Origin of the sequence: Virgibacillus sp. 7505 (genome assembly GCF_002272135.1) — a bacterium.
In the GTDB taxonomy this organism is placed as follows: Bacteria; Bacillota; Bacilli; order Bacillales; family Amphibacillaceae; genus Terribacillus.
On sequence record NZ_NPBF01000033.1, the window covers coordinates 180368 to 196353 of the forward strand.

A 15986-nucleotide genomic window follows, 5' to 3' on the forward strand; every position below is an offset into this window, starting at 1 on the left:
CCTCCTTTCTCAAGGAATGCTTACATGTGATTTAGCTTGATCAGGTGAATAAATATCATTGATATTCCATTTCCCGTCTGTCGGAACAGGCTCATTCTTCATGGCCGCATCGATGACGACAGGTTCATTCGCTTCGATTGCTTCTTTTAGTGCACCTTTGAATTGGTTCGCATTTTCAATTTTGATTCCTTTTACGCCGTATCCCCTCGCTATTGCAGCGAAGTCTGGTGAGTAGCTGTTACCATCAACCTGGAATCGTGTTCCGTAAGTTGTATCATAATGGGCCATCTCCAAGCCGGCGATTGTGCCAAAAGCACTGTTGTTCATCACAACCCAGACAACCGGTATATTCTCTTCTTTTGCTGTTGCTAACACGGAAGGATTTTGTCCGAATCCACCATCGCCTATTAATGAAACGACTACCTTTTCAGGAGCAGCTATCTTGGCGCCAAGAGCAGCTGAACTGCCGAACCCCATCGTTGCAAAGCCGCCAGGTGTCAAAATGGAACCTGGTGTGTATATAGGAAACTGCTGTCCTACACCGTTTTTATTCCAGCCAACGTCTGTTGTAAGATAGGCATCCCGCGGCAGGACATCACGAACCTCAGCCAATATACGCTCTGGCTTCATCGGGAAGGATGTACTGTGCACATTTTTGGAAATGCGCTCGCGTAATGATTTGCGATAGGCTATGATTTCTTCTTTTAGTCGCTGATTACGGTCTATGCCGTCTGGATATATACGACGTGCTACCCTATTCAGTGCAATGAACGCCTTTTTCAGATCAGCAACCGCCCCAATCTCAACCGGATAGTTACGACCGATCTCATTCGAATCAATATCGATGTGAATCAATTTGGTTTTTGGAAAATGGAAGGTTACGTCATCATACCAGCTGCTTGAATCTGCTTCTGAAAAACGAGTGCCTGCCCCGAAAATATAATCGGCATTTTTTGTTTGCTCGTTAATGAAGCTTGTTCCCCAGAAGCCAGTCATGCCAAGCGTCAGTTCATGATCGTCAGGCAGAACCCCTTTTCCCATCAGCGAATGGGCTACCGGTATGTTCATATGCTCCACAAATTCCCGCAGCTCCTCCGCTGCATCGGCCAGCACCACACCGCCACCGGCATACAGTACCGGGCGCTTCGCATCAGCTAATTTCCCTACAATACGTGCTGCTGTTTCTTCATCTATGGATGGTTTTTCCACTACCCGGGTATGGTGCTGTAGCAGCTTGAAGCTGTCTTCGTCTATTTTCTTCGAGAATATATCCATCGGCACGGATATAAGAACAGGGCCGGGGCGTCCGCTTTCCGCCAACTGGAATGCCTTTTGAAGGATTTCCGGAAACAGCTCCGCCTGATCAACACGCCATGCTCGCTTTACAAACGGACGATAGATTTCATATTGTGCGCCGTCAGCATGCATATTCACTTCCTGATGCGGATGTTTTCCATAGTAATAACTTGGCACATCGCCTGCGATTACGACCATCGGAGTAGAATCCAATGCTGCGTTGGCAACTCCTGTTGCTGCATTCGTTAAACCTGGCCCTAAGTGACTCAGCACTACTGCAGCCTTCTTTGTCACTCGTGCATATCCGTCTGCTGCGTGTGACGCAATTTGCTCATGGCGTACATTAACGAACTTAATAGTGCTTTTTTCTAATTCCGCCAACACGGCGATGTTGGTGTGACCGCATAGTCCGAAAATATATTTCACACCACGAGATTCCAGGTATTTGACTAACTGCTCCGAAACTAACTTTTTCATGATAGGGTATCCTCCTAGCTCTTCGTGTCCGCTTACAGCAAATCCTGAAGCACGACCATCTTCATTTCTGTCATCTCTTCTGCAGCGAATCGAGGACCTTCCCTGCCGATGCCGCTGTTTTTAATACCGCCATATGGCCAATGATCCAAACGGAAATTTGATGATCCATTGACGATGACAGCGCCAACCTCCAGTTCTTTAACTGCTTTACGGATCACTTCCAGTGAATTAGAAAAAATGCCACTTTGCAGACCAAAATCCGAATCATTCACTTCTTTGATTGCGTCGTCCAAATTATGATAGGGCAGCACACTGACTACTGGTCCGAACACTTCCTGACAGACAACTTTACTTTGCTTTTTCGGACGAAGCAGAATTGCCGGCACTATGGCAGCGCCATTCACCTTGCCGCCATGAATTAGCTCCGCCCCTTCTGCAACAGCGTCGTCGATCCATTCACTGATCCGCTCTGCTGTCTGTCTATTCACCACACACCCAACATCTGTGTGCTCATCTTCCGGATTCCCAACAATAAGCTCTGCTGTCCGCTGCTTTAGCTCTGCAACAAATGCGTTCAAGATTTGTTCATGCACATAAATACGCTGGACGGAAATACAGCTTTGCCCGGAATTACTGAAAGCTGTTTTCGCACAAATGGCAGCGGCCCGCTCAACATTGGCATCTTTATCGACAATGGTTCCCGCATTCCCCCCAAGCTCTAGCAGTACCTTTTTCATGCCAGCCGTTTTGCTGATTTGCCTGCCACCTGGAACTCCTCCTGTGAACGATACGAGATTGACTCGATCATCCTGGACGAGCTGCTCGCCTATCTCTTTTCCACCTAGAATCATGTGGATTGCCTGCGCCGGCATGCCAGCCTCCAGCAGCAGTTCCACAAGTGCAGTCGCAATTAAAGGCGCTTGCGGAGCTGGTTTTAGAACAGTGACATTACCAGCTGCAAAACTTGGTCCGATTTTATGACAAATCAAATTGAGCGGCGCGTTAAACGGTGTTATAGCTGCCACTACTCCTACTGGGACACGAAACGTCAAAGCCATGGAGGACGATCCTCTCTCTGAAGCTCCTCCTGGAATTGTCTCGCCAAAAAGTCGTTTGGCTTCTTCCGCTGACAGCTGCAATGTTTCTATGGAACGAGCAACTTCATCCCGCGTATTTTTTAGAGCCTTCCCTACTTCTTTTGAAATCAAATGCGCAAATTCTTCTTTACGCTCCTGCAGCAAAGCAGCAGCCTGGTACAGCACCTTCGCCCGGAACGCCTGTGAAAGAGCAGCGATTTGCTTTTTATTGCTGTACGCTGCTGTCAGTGCATGATCAACCTCAGCATGACTCGCTGTCAATTGAACACCAACTTGTTCATTTTTATAAGGACCCAGCACCGGGATCGGTTCACGATCGTCATCTATCCATACACCATTTACAAAAGGTCTGGCCTTTCGCATTCGCTATCACTCCTTTCGCATGTCTTTTGGTATATCCCCTGTATATTTCACAAGTTTTTCTTCATTAGGACACGGCCCTTTGATCAATGTGCCTTGCATTAATTCTTCATAGGCATGCGCAACGATTCCCATCCCCCGAGAGAGGGAGAAGATCCCTTTGGCTGCTTCTGCCGGGATACCAAGTTCACACTGGATAGCTGCACTAATACCATCCACATTAATCGTAAACGTACGTTTCTTTGCAGCCGACATCGTCTTTCTGTAATCTTCCAGAATCGCAAGATAGTCTCCGGTGATTTCTCCACTGTCAATTACTTTCCGCGCCAACTCATACAATCTATCGACACGCGGATCCTGATCATGCAGCTGATGACCGAAACCAGGAAGCTTCTCGCCTTCAGAAAGGAACCGCTGCAAGGTATCTGCCACAACATTTTTATTAGAAGCCAGTTCTGTCTTCGTTATATATAACAATTCCATTGCACCTTCTACAGCACCGCCATGTATGTCTCCCAGCATATTGATTCCTGTAGCAACAGCCGAATTAAAACTGACACCACAAGTGGCTGCCATTCTTGCTGCCGCTATCGAAGGCGCGCGCGGACCGTGATCTGCACCGGCTACAAGCACACTTTCGAATAATTTAGCTTGCTGGTCGGTTAGTTCCTTGCCGACCAGCAGAAAAAACAGCATTTGGCTGTAAGATACATTCCCAATGAGATCCTCAATTCGTTTACCGCGAAGAACAATTTGATTTTTCTTTATGTCGCTAATTTCTGTTTCCCACCAAGCTCCGCCGTTTTTGTAATGCTCCAATGCACTTCGTCCACTCATTCCCTCACCTCGCAAAATCTCGATCTTGTACACTAGTATATGTTTACGTCATCCAGATTCAGACTGATATATTCCTTCGCCGATTGTAAGCATCTTCTCGCATATTCCTCGAACCCCAATTCCTTTGTTCGCTGCAAGTGAGGAATTTCCAATGAATATGGGATTTTCGGAATCTCCTGTAGAATTTCTTTGATAGGAATACCGCCTTCTCCAATATAAAGGCGTTCCTCTCTCATTATCTGGATCATTTGTTCTCTTGATGTTGGAATTTCTTTGCTTGCATCACATAAATGAAACATACGAAACCACTCAACAGGTATTTCCTTGATATCGTTAACATTTTCCTTTGAACGATGAAAATGATGACTATCAATCATCAGCCCTGCATTATCCTGTGCAGCAGCTGTCAGCATACTGACAGCTTGAGCTAAAGTAGCAACAGATGCTACTGGGACAAACTCCAGTTCTATCGTCAATTGATAGGGTTTTGCTAATTCACACAATTGAATAAAACGCTCAGTAGCAAATACCAAATCGTCCGTCCAAACGCTGCAAAGCACATGCCGGGCTCCAAGCTCTGCTCCGACTTCAAAAGCTGGTTCATACTGTTTCGGATCCATACCATCCACTATTTTGGCTAGCTCTATATCCAACACTTGGATACCAGTTTCACGAAGTGCTGTTTTTGTTTGTCTCAGCATCTTTCGGTTGCTAGCCAAGTTGTAATCCGGTTCATTTTTCAGTCCCATACAAATTGGTCTGATGCTTACAAAATCAAAGCCTGCCCTGGCTGCAATATAAGTTAGTGTTGGGGGTGGACATGCCAATGCTGTCAGATGCGCTAAAGAAAATTGATCCTTCAAAGTGATCAACCTTTCTGTATTCTTTCTTCTGAGCAAAATCCGCCATTTTCCCACCTGCTTTTACTTCCCACTGATTTAGAACTATTTGTTCTCTGGTTTACCATTGCTATCTCAGAGGGTCACTCGCCTTTTTTCTTCAATAGACAGATTGATTGCCTCCAGTATTTCTAATGTTTTTAAGCCTGCTTCTCCAGGGACGCGCGGCTCTTTGCCTTCTTTCAGCACATCCATAAAGTGCTGCAGTTCCGCAGCTATCGGATCTACAGTAGAAGCGGGTGGAAATTTTTGTTCCACCAAAGCATGCTTCCAGCCATACTCTTCCTCACTGTACTGATAACAGCGAAAGCTCGGAAAAGTTAAGCTCCCTTTCTTTCCGAAAAAGTAATAGCAATCTTCCTCATAGTAGTGGTAAATTGGGTTCTCTTTAACATTGAATTCATAAGACCATGGAGACGGAACCCCATCTGTCAAAAAGTATTGAATGACTGTCCCATCGTCCGCTTCTAAGATGGCTGTTACGGCATCCTCTATCTCAAACCCGCGAATCTTGTTACGGCTTATAGCGTAAGCGCTTTCAATATTTAAGTCAGTCACATAAAGCAAGTTATCCAAGTCATGAATACCATTAATCAATAGTGGTCCGCCACCTGCTTTCACGCGCCAGGCTTCCTTGTAATAATCCTTATCTTTGGCGAGGACCCACATCATATTTACGCCGACTAAGTCGCCGATGACACCACTTTCCAGCAATTGCTTCAAATGATTGATTTTCGCAGAAAACCGTCGATGATGGCCAACCAAAAGCTTTACTTGCTTGTCTCGAGCATAAGCAATCATTTCACGAGCGGCATCCGTTGTGTCGGCAATCGGTTTTTCTACTAAACAATGCAATCCTTTTTCCGCACAGTACGTAACCGCTTCTTTGTGTAAGTGATTCGGCAGTGTAATGATCACTCCGTCTAGGAGACAATTATCAATAAGCTCCTTATAATCTTCGAATAAAGGTACAGCCAGCTCTTTTGCCCGCTCCCTTGCACTCGCATTATTACCGGCTACCGCTACCAATGTGATCCCCGCCATTTTTTTCGCTTGCTGTGCAAATGTGTAACCATGATTCAAACCAAGCACTGCAACTCTCATCCAACTATTCTCCTTTTAGCATACTAGTATACAAGTTATGATTTATACGGAACTCATCTACTGGACTGCACTTCAAAATAATCAGCATACTTCTTCATAATGTTTCCGTAGTGATTGGAGGCTGTGTCCAGATGCTGATTCAGCCTTTCTACAACTCCCTCGGCATCATTTTTTTGTATCAGCGCAATCAATTCTTCATGGTCAAGCATGACCCGGCCCATTTCCCGTGACTCGAAAAAATCCAAGTAGCTTATCCGGTTGACATGTCCCCGTACCTGACGAACGACACTGGCTAAAGTCTGATTACCGCATATCTCAAGAATTTTGTCGTGGAACTTCTCATCATACTCGTAAAAGGCAATAACCTCTTGCTTTTGTGCAGCTGCTCTCTGCTGATTCATAATATGCTTTAAATCATCCTTGAACTTTCTCACCTGTAAATCAGATTCATCCCAAATGACAGCGGCTTCCCGAAACGCAACTGCTTCCAGACTTTTTCTAACCTGAAACGCTTCCTGCACCTTTTTCTTTGAAATATATTTCACCCTGATACCTTTCTGAGGGATGATCTGCAGGAACTCCTCTGAAGCAAGTATTTGAATCGCTTCCCTTACAGGCGTTCTGCTTAATCCTAGTTCTTCCGCAATCGTGCTCTCATAAATCATCTGCCCCGGCTTGTAATCTAGCGTTATTATCTTTTTGTATAAGTGTTTATACACTTCATAAGCCAATGTCTTCCGCTGGACAGTAAACTTATTCATTCTCATCATCTCTTTATCATCTGGAATGTTTGAATCGAAAATGATACTAGTATACAAGTTTTATAATTGCGCTTCATGCTTCCACTGTATGCTTTTGGGGGAGATATATTTCCTGTTTGTTTTAATTGATTGCATACAAAAAAACAGCAAGGGAGGCAATTCGCCTAAACCCTTGCTATTACTGCATTTATTAGCGCGCTCGGAGGGATTCGAACCCCCGGCAGACGTGGTACCGGAAACCATTTTTTAATTATGTGTAAGTTTATCTATGTTAGTTGATTACTTATATTATGCTTTGTATTAAGGTATTCTGCTGAATAATTATATTATTTATTTATAAGCGCGGCTTAGTGTGTTAAAAAAACGTTAGAAGAATCTTATGTACTTGAATTTTATCTTCTAGGTATACGATGTAAACTAAATATAATTGTTTTATCCCTGTTGAATAAGATACTGGAAATTTTTCGACACTAGTGGAAATTAAACAACACTCCGAAGCGGATATTCTACACCCTCCCCCTTACAAAGGGTTAATCGAACAAGCCTTGCCTACACCAATCAAAAAATCCTACTCCTATAATAGGAAGGGGCTTTCTTTAGTCAAATCTTGCAGCATTATCTTTTCTATAGATTTCTGTAATGAACTAGTCGTTTTAATCTCATGTAATGGGATACCTAGATGGGTTGATGTTTGGGCAATCTCCGGTCTAATGCCTGAAATTATTGTTTCGACACCAATCAGTTTAAGTGTCTTAACTATGGTGAATATTCTATGGGCAACCATGGTATCAATGACGACGACCCCTGACATATCAATAAAGAGATGATCTACTCCTAAACGCCCACACTCTTGGAGGACACTATCCATCATATGTTGTGCTCGTCTTGTATCAATCTCTCCTACTAAAGGTAGAAGCGCTACTGATTGCGTCAATGAAATCACCGGCGTACTCAACTCCAAAATCATCTCTTGTTGAGCAATCAATTTAAACTCAGATTCTTTAGCATATTCTCTTATAAACCAAACTATAATTTTATTGAATAGATCGCTGATATACTCTGTGTAATCCAAGGTTTCGCTAAGTGATACATCTTTGTTTTTGGAATATTTCCTCACTAGCGCTACATATTGAGATTGTGTTCTGTAAAACTCATCTATCACCTTGTAAATAGGCGTATCAAGATGATTTTGATCTTTTGCAATTGAACTTATCCAACTCTCAAAATTCTCTAAACAAGATCCATTGTCTGGATCTAATATTTCACAAAACTGAATATGGAAACCTTTATTCTGGTTCTTTAATCTTTGAATGTCTTGAGAATCCGTGGACCCATATACACCTACAGATTTATCTAATGTTTCATACCATTCCTCAGTAAAATGATCTATATTATTGCACAGGTAGTCATGCAGTTCCTTAGGTAATAACATATTCTAGCCCCTTAAATATATGTAATCACTTAAAGTATAACACTTCCAAAAGTCCCTGGCACCAAGCACAGAGACTTTTAGTTTTAGAGAGTTAACTTTTCATTAAGAATTTTTTATCACATAAGATAAACATCTTCGAATAGCTGTGACCATAGAGCGTTGTTTCCCTCCCATATCTCATTATTAGGAAGTACAACACTGTATACATGATCTATAGGCCAGTAATTTTCTACAATGCCTGTTACAGGACCATGATTAACCACCAAAATGCGAAAGTCATTAACAATGATCGACCGTAGTACCTGTTGCAGTAAAGCAGTTTCTTCTAACGAGGCACTTGTCCTAATAAACAAGATTCGTTGAGCAGAAGTAAGTTTCACGAATAATCGATTTACCCTTCGATCTAATTTCTCTTTGACTTGTGGATAAGTCAACAACTGTGTCATGCTATTATGCGCTATTTCAAAATCATGATTTGACATTACAAGGTTTCTATCATCTGATACAAGCATCATTTTGTCTGTTGCTTTCCCCACTATACGAAGATTCTCCTCTAGCATGAAGTCCGAAAATCTTTTTTCGAATAGTTCAATTACTTTTGGTAAAAGGGGAGATCCCATCCAATCTAAAGGACCTGAAAAAGGCCGGAGATTGTTTTTCTGCATTTGAATTGCTCCAAGACATAGATCACCAAGGCTAAAAACAGCATCATAACCACCTTTTAAAATATCGTTTCCCATTATCTCAATCCTTTCTTAATACCTCCCTATATATATAAATTCGTTATATGATCAATTTGAAAGAGCAAACCGACCACGAAAACGTCCATTTTCTCCGAATTGAGAAGAACATCTTAGGTAGTAGGTACAAATCTTTTATATATTTCGAGAAGACGATCTACACCTGTTTCCATAGACCAGTAATTTACTCCCCATTCTCGAGCTTGATTACCGAGGATTTCTCTATAAGCATCGTCATCCAAAAGGGTCTGAATTGCACTGAGCAGGGAAGCTGTGTTCGCCTGCGGTACGATTAAGCCTGTAACTCCGTGGTTTACCATCTCTGGTAGACCGCCAGCGTCTGAAACAATTACTGCTTTCCCACTTATTTGAGCTTCAATAACACTGAGTGGTTGGTTGTCCATCAAACTCGGAAGTACACAGATATCTGCAAGCTTCAGCAGTACTGGTACATCTTCTCTTTTACCAAGAAATAGGACTTTATCACTTAACCCGAGTTCATTTACTCGCTCCTCTAAATGTCGTTTCCTATTTCCTTCACCTATAATCCAGCAAACCCAGTCCCCTCTATGATTAAGTGATGCCAAAGCATCTATTAAATAATCTACACCTTTTTGCTCTATAATCCTTCCTGCATATACAATAACTTTCTTTCCAGGTGGTGCCTGAATATTAGTTAATTTAGCTTGTTCTTCTAAAAATCGATCCACTGTAAAACCATAGTGAAGCTTTTCAAATTGCTCTTTCGGTACACCAAATTCCGATACTAAGACATCTTGTAACCATTCGTTTGCGGTAATTGTCACGTTTGCACTCGATGCACCCAGTCTTTCAATCTCATCAAAATAAGCACGTGCTAATTCCGAAGTTGATGATTTATGAATAGTTTGTAACTGATGACGAATCTCATGTGATACTAATCCGTGTAAGGTAGCTACAAGTGGTTTTCCCTCCGGTAGCACACGTTTTAATGCTACTGTTGAAATAACATCATGGGAATGTATAATATCATATTCGTCTAAGTTAAATTCAGATGCTGCAAGCTCGAATACGTAGCGCTGTACTTCTGTGAATTCAACCAAATCATTGAGATAGACTTTTGGATAATTCTCACGTTGCAAGACACTGTATACGTAAGGAGTCCAACGATCGCGAGGAATTTTTATATCTTTCCCAATAAGTTGAACAAAAGTGTTGTCTCCTCCATATCCTAAGATATCTACTGAATGCCCTAATTCTTCTAAGCGACTTCTAAGCTGGGATACATAAGTCCATACACCTCCCAAATGAGGTATGGACCAATAGGTTGCTAATAAAATTTTCATTTTTCAATCCCCCATATATTCTTCAGATAATGTGCATGTATATAAGTAAAAGCTTCCTGCTTAGCAGGAAGCTATCACTCGTCAGGAATTACACCAATAATATCGAGATCTGGTATAGTTACTCGACTATTGTTGATATTAACTACCCTAGCCCCCTCAGCATTCCATTCAGTTTGGAATCCATTTACTTCATTAGATTCGTATGGTACTGGTGTCGCCGGAATAAGTGGCGGTGGAGAAACGCTAACTTGCTGAATATCTTGTGGTAGAGACACTGGATCAGCTACAGTTGCGTTATCAACTTGGGATTGAGTTTCTGCAGGAAACAAAAATTCATCTGCTTGATTATTAAATTGATCCTGCAATGGAGCAACAACTGCTGATGAAACTATAGGAATTTCAGGTGAAGTAATTTCTAAAGGTACAACGGCAGGAGTTACTACTGTATAGTTAGTTATACGAAATCCCCTGCGAGCCAAAAACGCTCCTCCCCAAATGGTCCCACTACTACAAGAATTAACCCTTTTTTGATTTTGATACATCCTAGTTTTTTTCACCAAAAACATCATCCTCTCCACATTTAATATATGTGCAGAACAAATCTTTGACTTACCCAAATTTTAAAATGAGTGTGTGTCCATCCAATCTTTTTTATAAATCTCCCATATATTATTGAGAAATCATGATATTAAAAGTTTTTCCCTTGAGACACCCCTCATGGCAGTCTAACTACAAATTACTAGGAGGTTTAAAGATTGTTCAAGAACAAAACTATCTTTATTACGGGAGGTACGGGATCCTGGGGATATGAGCTTGTAAAGCAGCTATTGTCTTATGAACCTAAAGAACTTCGCATATTTTCCCGAAACGAATCACGTCAGTTTAAGATGATGCAGGATTTTGATAATAATCTAAAGCTAAAATTCTATATCGGAGATATCCGTGACCAGGAGGCTTTAAACGCTACTACTAAGGGAGTTGACTATTTATTTCACCTTGCCGCTCTCAAACATGTTCCTGTATGCGAAGAACAACCTATGGAAGCTTTTAAAACTAATGTGATAGGTACCCAAAATGTAATTGATGCTGCTATTCTTAATGAAATTGATAAGGTAATTTATATCTCAACAGATAAGGCATCAAATCCTTCCAATTTCTATGGTCTGTCCAAAGCAATGGGAGAACATTTGATTACACATGCTAATACTAGAAAAGTAAAGACTACATTTATTTGTATTCGAGGTGGAAATGTATTAGGGACAAACGGTAGTGTTATCCACTTGTTTAAAAAAGCGATTTCTGAAAATGAGAAGATTAAGATAACTGATGTGGAAATGACACGCTTCTTTATGACTGTAGAGGATGCTATACAGCTTGTTTTGAAAGCAACATCTGATGCACTCGGAGGAGAAATTTTCATTATGAAGATGCCTGCGTTTAAAATAACTGAACTAGCAAACGTCCTTATGGACGAACATGGAGTAAGGAATGATTTTGAAATCATCGGTATTAGACCCGGTGAAAAGATTCATGAACTGCTTTTAAGTGAAACAGAAAGTCAATCAGCAATTCTCTATGATAAAAGTTATTTTGTTATTCTTCCCAACTTTAAAACTAAAGAAATAAAAGAACAGTATAAGGACTATGAAAAGGTTAAGATAACAAATTATAACTCAGGTCAAATGTTACTCTCAGCAAAAGAAATAAAAAGCATCCTATCTAAAGGAGGATTTTTATAGGATAACAAGTTGAACGAAAAAAAACGGTAGATATATATCAGTATGGCTGTCCTTTGCATGAAGTACTGTTACACATAACTTATAGTATCTTCTTCAGAAAGGAGGTCGAAAATATGGTCACAGTACTTGATGCTCGAACTTCGCAGAATGCGAGCACATCAGGATCTATATCGATTCCAGTTTTAGTCGGTGCTCCGCAGTTATTTGGTCAAGTAGGACTTATTACAGCAGAGGCAACCACTCCAATTCGTGTTCAGATGAGTGGAATCATCTCTCTACAGCTTCCCCTTGTTCCGGCGCTTACATCTGTAACGGTCACTGTCGTACGTGGAACACAGCCAACAGACCCTCTTGTTTTTTCTGCATCATCAAACTTGGACCTTGAGATAGTTGGTCCACAGGCGTTTAATTTTGTTGCTTCTGACTTTAACGTACCACCACCATCTAGCGGACAATTAACTTATACGGCTTTCATTACTTCAAGTTTATTAGGAACAGTGCGAGTCGGCCCTGAAAGTTTTTACGGTATAGCCTTCACAGGATAAATAACAGTCGTCTGAAGTACCCTATCTCTTTTGTGATTTTTTTCAGTCTTATCTATTACGATGTCATTCTAGTACTACTCCTTTTTAATAGTATTACTCCTCTTTTAAGGGGAGTTTTTTTCATGGATCCTTTAGAATAGCAAAAAGCCTACTTCCCTAATGGAAGCAGGCTTTTTTCTATTCTACCTTTACGTATTTTGTGGAAGCCGTTATATAAACCAGACTTAATTTGGTACATCTTAGAGCCATTCACCGTCAATTCAAGCATTATGGTGAAAGCTTCGCCAGGTTTAACTTTAACTGTCCTGTCATTCCAGTTGGCGCTTTTATAGGTCCATAGCCATCCATCAGAGTTATCCTTCACAACAACAAGTTTACCGACAGCACCTTTGTCAGCATCCGAGCCAGGGGCTGCCGGTTTCTTTCCGTAGATTTCACACAGAGCATCCACGATTCCCCAAGCCATTTGTGATAGGAAAGAGCTGTCTTTTAGATTTTTTGCATCTTTGCTGGAATCAATGAATCCTAGCTCTGTTAGTGCAGCGCTCATTTTTTTCTCGTAATACATGGAAGTTTGCGGATTTTGCACCGCGATCCTTCATACCGAATTTAGCTGCTTTCCAGTAGCTGAAGAAGCGGAAAGCTTGATATATCGATAATCCTCGTATCCTTCGCCTCCGCCAGCATTAACGTGAATACTCATAAAGAAGTCGGCTCCCCATTTATTTGCGTCGTTTGTACGAGCAGATAAAGAAGGGAATATGTCTCCAGTTCGTGACATTCGTGTCTCAAACCCGCTTGCATCCAAGCGCTCGTTTACCATTTTCCCTACTTCAAGTGTAATGTCTTTTTCTTTTAATCCATTTCCTTGTGCTCCTGGATCAGTTCCACCATGAACAGCTCTGGAAACGTTTATACATATCGATTTTCTGTTTCTCGTCATTGACCTGGATCAATATAAACTTTTACCATAATAAATCTTTTCCTTTTAATCTTTTTTTGCTATAGTTTCTTACCTAATGAGAACAAACCAGCTTCTGCAAGTCCCGCAAAACCACCTGCCCACAACCGCAGCACTGTATCTAATGGTGTGAAAGGTTTGGAAATAAACCCAACCACTATCCCTACAAGCAAGCTGATAAGTGGCAAGTAATGATTGTTAACAGGTATTGTCTTTTTGACCAGTTGTACCAATGCTAGAACAATGGGGGCTAATGATTGTCGCAAAAGTCATTACTTCTTCCATCTTTATTCCCCCCTTCAATGGACTTTTCTCTTTAATGACTTCCTGCTGTAGCTGCTTGTTCTCTTTTATTAGCTCTTTCTTATCCAAGTTATCTAGCATTGGATCTCTTTCGAGTGATGCTTCTTTACCGCTTGGATCACGATGCAATTTCTCTAATGCATTAAACAGAATTGGCGGAATGGGAAGCCCCAACTGGGCGCAGTTTTCCAGAATTGACAAGCCTTCATTGACAACAAAAAAACTCGTTTTTACCCCAGCCAAGTGCTTTGGATAAAAATCCACCGCCGTTTTGCTTTGCATTCTTGAAGGTATTCGGCTCATTTACCTGATGTGGTTGTTCTCCAAACCATGAACGACCATACTTCGGCTGTTTACCCTTTGGATTAGGCAGGTATGGCTGAGGATCATTCGGTGCTCGGTAATTTTTAGACGCTGGTGCATTAGGCGGTGCAGAGGGACTAGAAGGTCCTCCACCTTTACGGTTCTTATTCCAGCCATGGATTTTCTTACCTTTGTCGTACATCCATTTCCCAGAATCTACAGCTACCTTGCCTGATTTTAAAAGTGGTGATAGCAACATGGAGGCTATTGATCCGGCTAGTAACGTTCCTATTGCAGCACTGCCAATAGAACCGACACTCGGATCATTAAAAGCATCTTTCATGCCACCTACAACTCCAAGACCACCCTTCATACCTCCAACGATTCCGGTATACATAGCTTGTCCGATGAGTGTACCCATATCAATTGCCCATGGTTCACCAGTACTTAGCCACCATGATTCTACTTTTGGCTTAGCTGTGTCATTCCACCATGATTTCACATCATCCAGAACGAATTTAACCTTTCCTTCAAAGTCCAGATTCCGGAAATCTTCATTCTCAAGATAATTCTCCCTGAGATTCGTCACCCATTTGTCGGAAAGTAGTACCGATATAACCAGTGATTGTACTCAGCTTCCCTCGAGCTGTTTGAGATAGTGCATCAGCGCCACCAGAGAATCTCTCGTTCGCTTTATCTATGAAACCGTCCCAACCCATAGCAGCATAGTCATCTGCAGTGACTTTCATGGAGAACTCTTTCATTCTCTCGAACTCGCCCATCTGGGCGTCAGAAAGTGCTTCCATGGCATCGTTCACTGTCTTACCTGGTGTAAGGGCAGCCATATCACTGGCAACACTGAGTAGTGACTGTGCTTGTTTCACGTCACCGTTAGATATCCCGATACCTCGGGTCATCGCTGGGAACAGTTCGTCCATGTTAAATGGTGTGCTATCAGCGTAACGACCAAGCCCATCCATGGTCTCTTTTACCTTGTCTTTGTTCCCATCTAACCAGTGATTCATCGAAACTGTGTACTGCTCGAAATCCATCGCAGAACCCACAGTAGCATCGGTTAATTTTCCTGCTCCAACGACTCCTAAAGTGATAGGTATCAGAGCGGGAATAGAACTTACCATACTTCGGATGCTTCCAAGTGTACGTGTTGCCATATCCACTGCTTTATAGGTGATCTCATACGACTTGGAAGCGAATCTCTGGTTGTAGTTTGCTATACAGCCGACAGTTTTGGTTACCTTATCGATAACAGAAACCGTAACCAAGTAACCTCGTTGCAGGTTGTTTCGTACATAGCTAGCAATTTTGCGCACAACAGGCGTTGCTTTGTCTTTTGCCACTATACCGAATGCGTAGGAATTCAGCATGCTCTTTCCCATATAGCGCTGTAGCTTCTTAATCATTGGAGTCGCTTGATCCACAGCTTTCAAAAAGGCCTCATGTCTTTTAGGCATTCGCCGTTGAACAAATCTATCAAACTTCCGCATCTGTTTAGTTGCTAAGTCTTGCACTTTCATCTGGATGGTATAACTCTTTTGAAAGTCTCGCAGGATGAAGCGCTGTAACTTCAGCATACCTTTTGTCACTCGGTCATCAAGAGTAACTGTCACCGGACGTTCCCACCGCTTTCGCCGCTGTTCCATATGATCCAGCTGACCAGTGATATACTTCAGTTTCTTGCTGATGCGATCCTGAAGCTCGAATCTTGCTGTCAGTTTAGCCATCTATTTCCTCCTCTCTTTTTTATTTTTTCTTGGTGTCCGCCGCTTGTTTCGCAAGTACTTCCAGT

Annotated in this window: 14 protein-coding genes and 2 pseudogenes; 2 read left to right on the forward strand and 14 right to left on the reverse strand. The window is 41.9% G+C overall.

The genetic code is table 11. The annotated features are described in order from the left end of the window. Window positions 1-9 precede the first annotated feature (9 nt). The 10 genes from CHH91_RS15970 to CHH91_RS16015 all read right to left on the reverse strand — a co-directional run bounded on the left by CHH91_RS15970 (window position 10) and on the right by CHH91_RS16015 (window position 10888). Window positions 10-1773 (reverse strand): thiamine pyrophosphate-binding protein, encoded by a 1764-nt coding sequence (locus tag CHH91_RS15970; protein WP_095224427.1) that lies wholly within the window; start codon window positions 1771-1773, stop codon window positions 10-12. Between the two features lie 32 nt (window positions 1774-1805). Further along, entirely contained in the window at window positions 1806-3233 is a 1428-nt protein-coding gene (locus CHH91_RS15975; RefSeq protein WP_095224428.1) for an aldehyde dehydrogenase family protein, read from the reverse strand. 6 nt (window positions 3234-3239) lie between these two features. Next, entirely contained in the window at window positions 3240-4067 is an 828-nt protein-coding gene (locus CHH91_RS15980) for a citryl-CoA lyase (RefSeq protein WP_095224429.1), read from the reverse strand. A 32-nt stretch (window positions 4068-4099) separates the two neighbouring features. Next, window positions 4100-4984, reverse strand: coding sequence for a sugar phosphate isomerase/epimerase family protein (locus tag CHH91_RS15985; protein WP_286160811.1), 885 nt, complete (start codon window positions 4982-4984; stop codon window positions 4100-4102). Window positions 4985-5041: 57 nt separating this feature from the next. Next, the gene (locus CHH91_RS15990; RefSeq protein ID WP_095224430.1) at window positions 5042-6070 is read right to left on the reverse strand and encodes a Gfo/Idh/MocA family protein; all 1029 of its coding nucleotides are present in this window, start codon (window positions 6068-6070) and stop codon (window positions 5042-5044) included. 53 nt (window positions 6071-6123) lie between these two features. Further along, the gene (locus CHH91_RS15995) at window positions 6124-6831 is read right to left on the reverse strand and encodes a GntR family transcriptional regulator (protein ID WP_176465821.1); all 708 of its coding nucleotides are present in this window, start codon (window positions 6829-6831) and stop codon (window positions 6124-6126) included. A 574-nt stretch (window positions 6832-7405) separates the two neighbouring features. Continuing rightward, complete coding sequence (locus tag CHH91_RS16000; RefSeq protein ID WP_095224432.1) at window positions 7406-8263, reverse strand: STAS domain-containing protein; 858 nt, start codon at window positions 8261-8263, stop codon at window positions 7406-7408. A 116-nt stretch (window positions 8264-8379) separates the two neighbouring features. Further along, window positions 8380-9003 (reverse strand): DUF1796 family putative cysteine peptidase, encoded by a 624-nt coding sequence (locus CHH91_RS16005; protein WP_095224433.1) that lies wholly within the window; start codon window positions 9001-9003, stop codon window positions 8380-8382. A gap of 113 nt (window positions 9004-9116) precedes the next feature. Continuing rightward, a complete protein-coding gene (locus CHH91_RS16010) occupies window positions 9117-10328 on the reverse strand; it encodes a glycosyltransferase family 4 protein (protein ID WP_095224434.1) in 1212 nt (403 codons plus the stop codon). 74 nt (window positions 10329-10402) lie between these two features. Beyond that, window positions 10403-10888 carry a hypothetical protein gene (locus CHH91_RS16015; RefSeq protein WP_141234177.1) on the reverse strand — a complete coding sequence of 162 codons (486 nt, stop codon included), beginning with the start codon at window positions 10886-10888 and terminating at the stop codon, window positions 10403-10405. Between the two features lie 195 nt (window positions 10889-11083). On the opposite strand from CHH91_RS16015, the gene CHH91_RS16020 reads away from it, so the two are divergent. Further along, window positions 11084-12067: a polysaccharide biosynthesis protein gene (locus tag CHH91_RS16020; RefSeq protein ID WP_095224436.1), complete on the forward strand. Its 984-nt coding sequence runs from the start codon at window positions 11084-11086 to the stop codon at window positions 12065-12067. 113 nt (window positions 12068-12180) lie between these two features. After that, entirely contained in the window at window positions 12181-12612 is a 432-nt protein-coding gene (locus CHH91_RS16025) for a hypothetical protein (protein ID WP_095224437.1), read from the forward strand. A gap of 148 nt (window positions 12613-12760) precedes the next feature. Here CHH91_RS16025 and CHH91_RS21295 read toward each other — a convergent pair. The 4 genes and pseudogenes from CHH91_RS21295 to CHH91_RS16045 form a co-directional block, all read right to left on the reverse strand. Next, a pseudogene (locus CHH91_RS21295) lies at window positions 12761-13555 on the reverse strand (N-acetylmuramoyl-L-alanine amidase family protein). Between the two features lie 59 nt (window positions 13556-13614). Then, window positions 13615-13858, reverse strand: a pseudogene (locus CHH91_RS16035) (holin). Window positions 13859-14081: 223 nt separating this feature from the next. Continuing rightward, complete coding sequence (locus CHH91_RS21300) at window positions 14082-14768, reverse strand: hypothetical protein (RefSeq protein WP_286160812.1); 687 nt, start codon at window positions 14766-14768, stop codon at window positions 14082-14084. Further along, window positions 14740-15921, reverse strand: a complete 1182-nt coding sequence (locus CHH91_RS16045; protein WP_095224438.1) for a tape measure protein — start codon at window positions 15919-15921, stop codon at window positions 14740-14742. The genes CHH91_RS21300 and CHH91_RS16045 overlap by 29 nt, the downstream gene beginning before the upstream one ends. Between the last annotated feature and the right edge of the window lie 65 nt (window positions 15922-15986).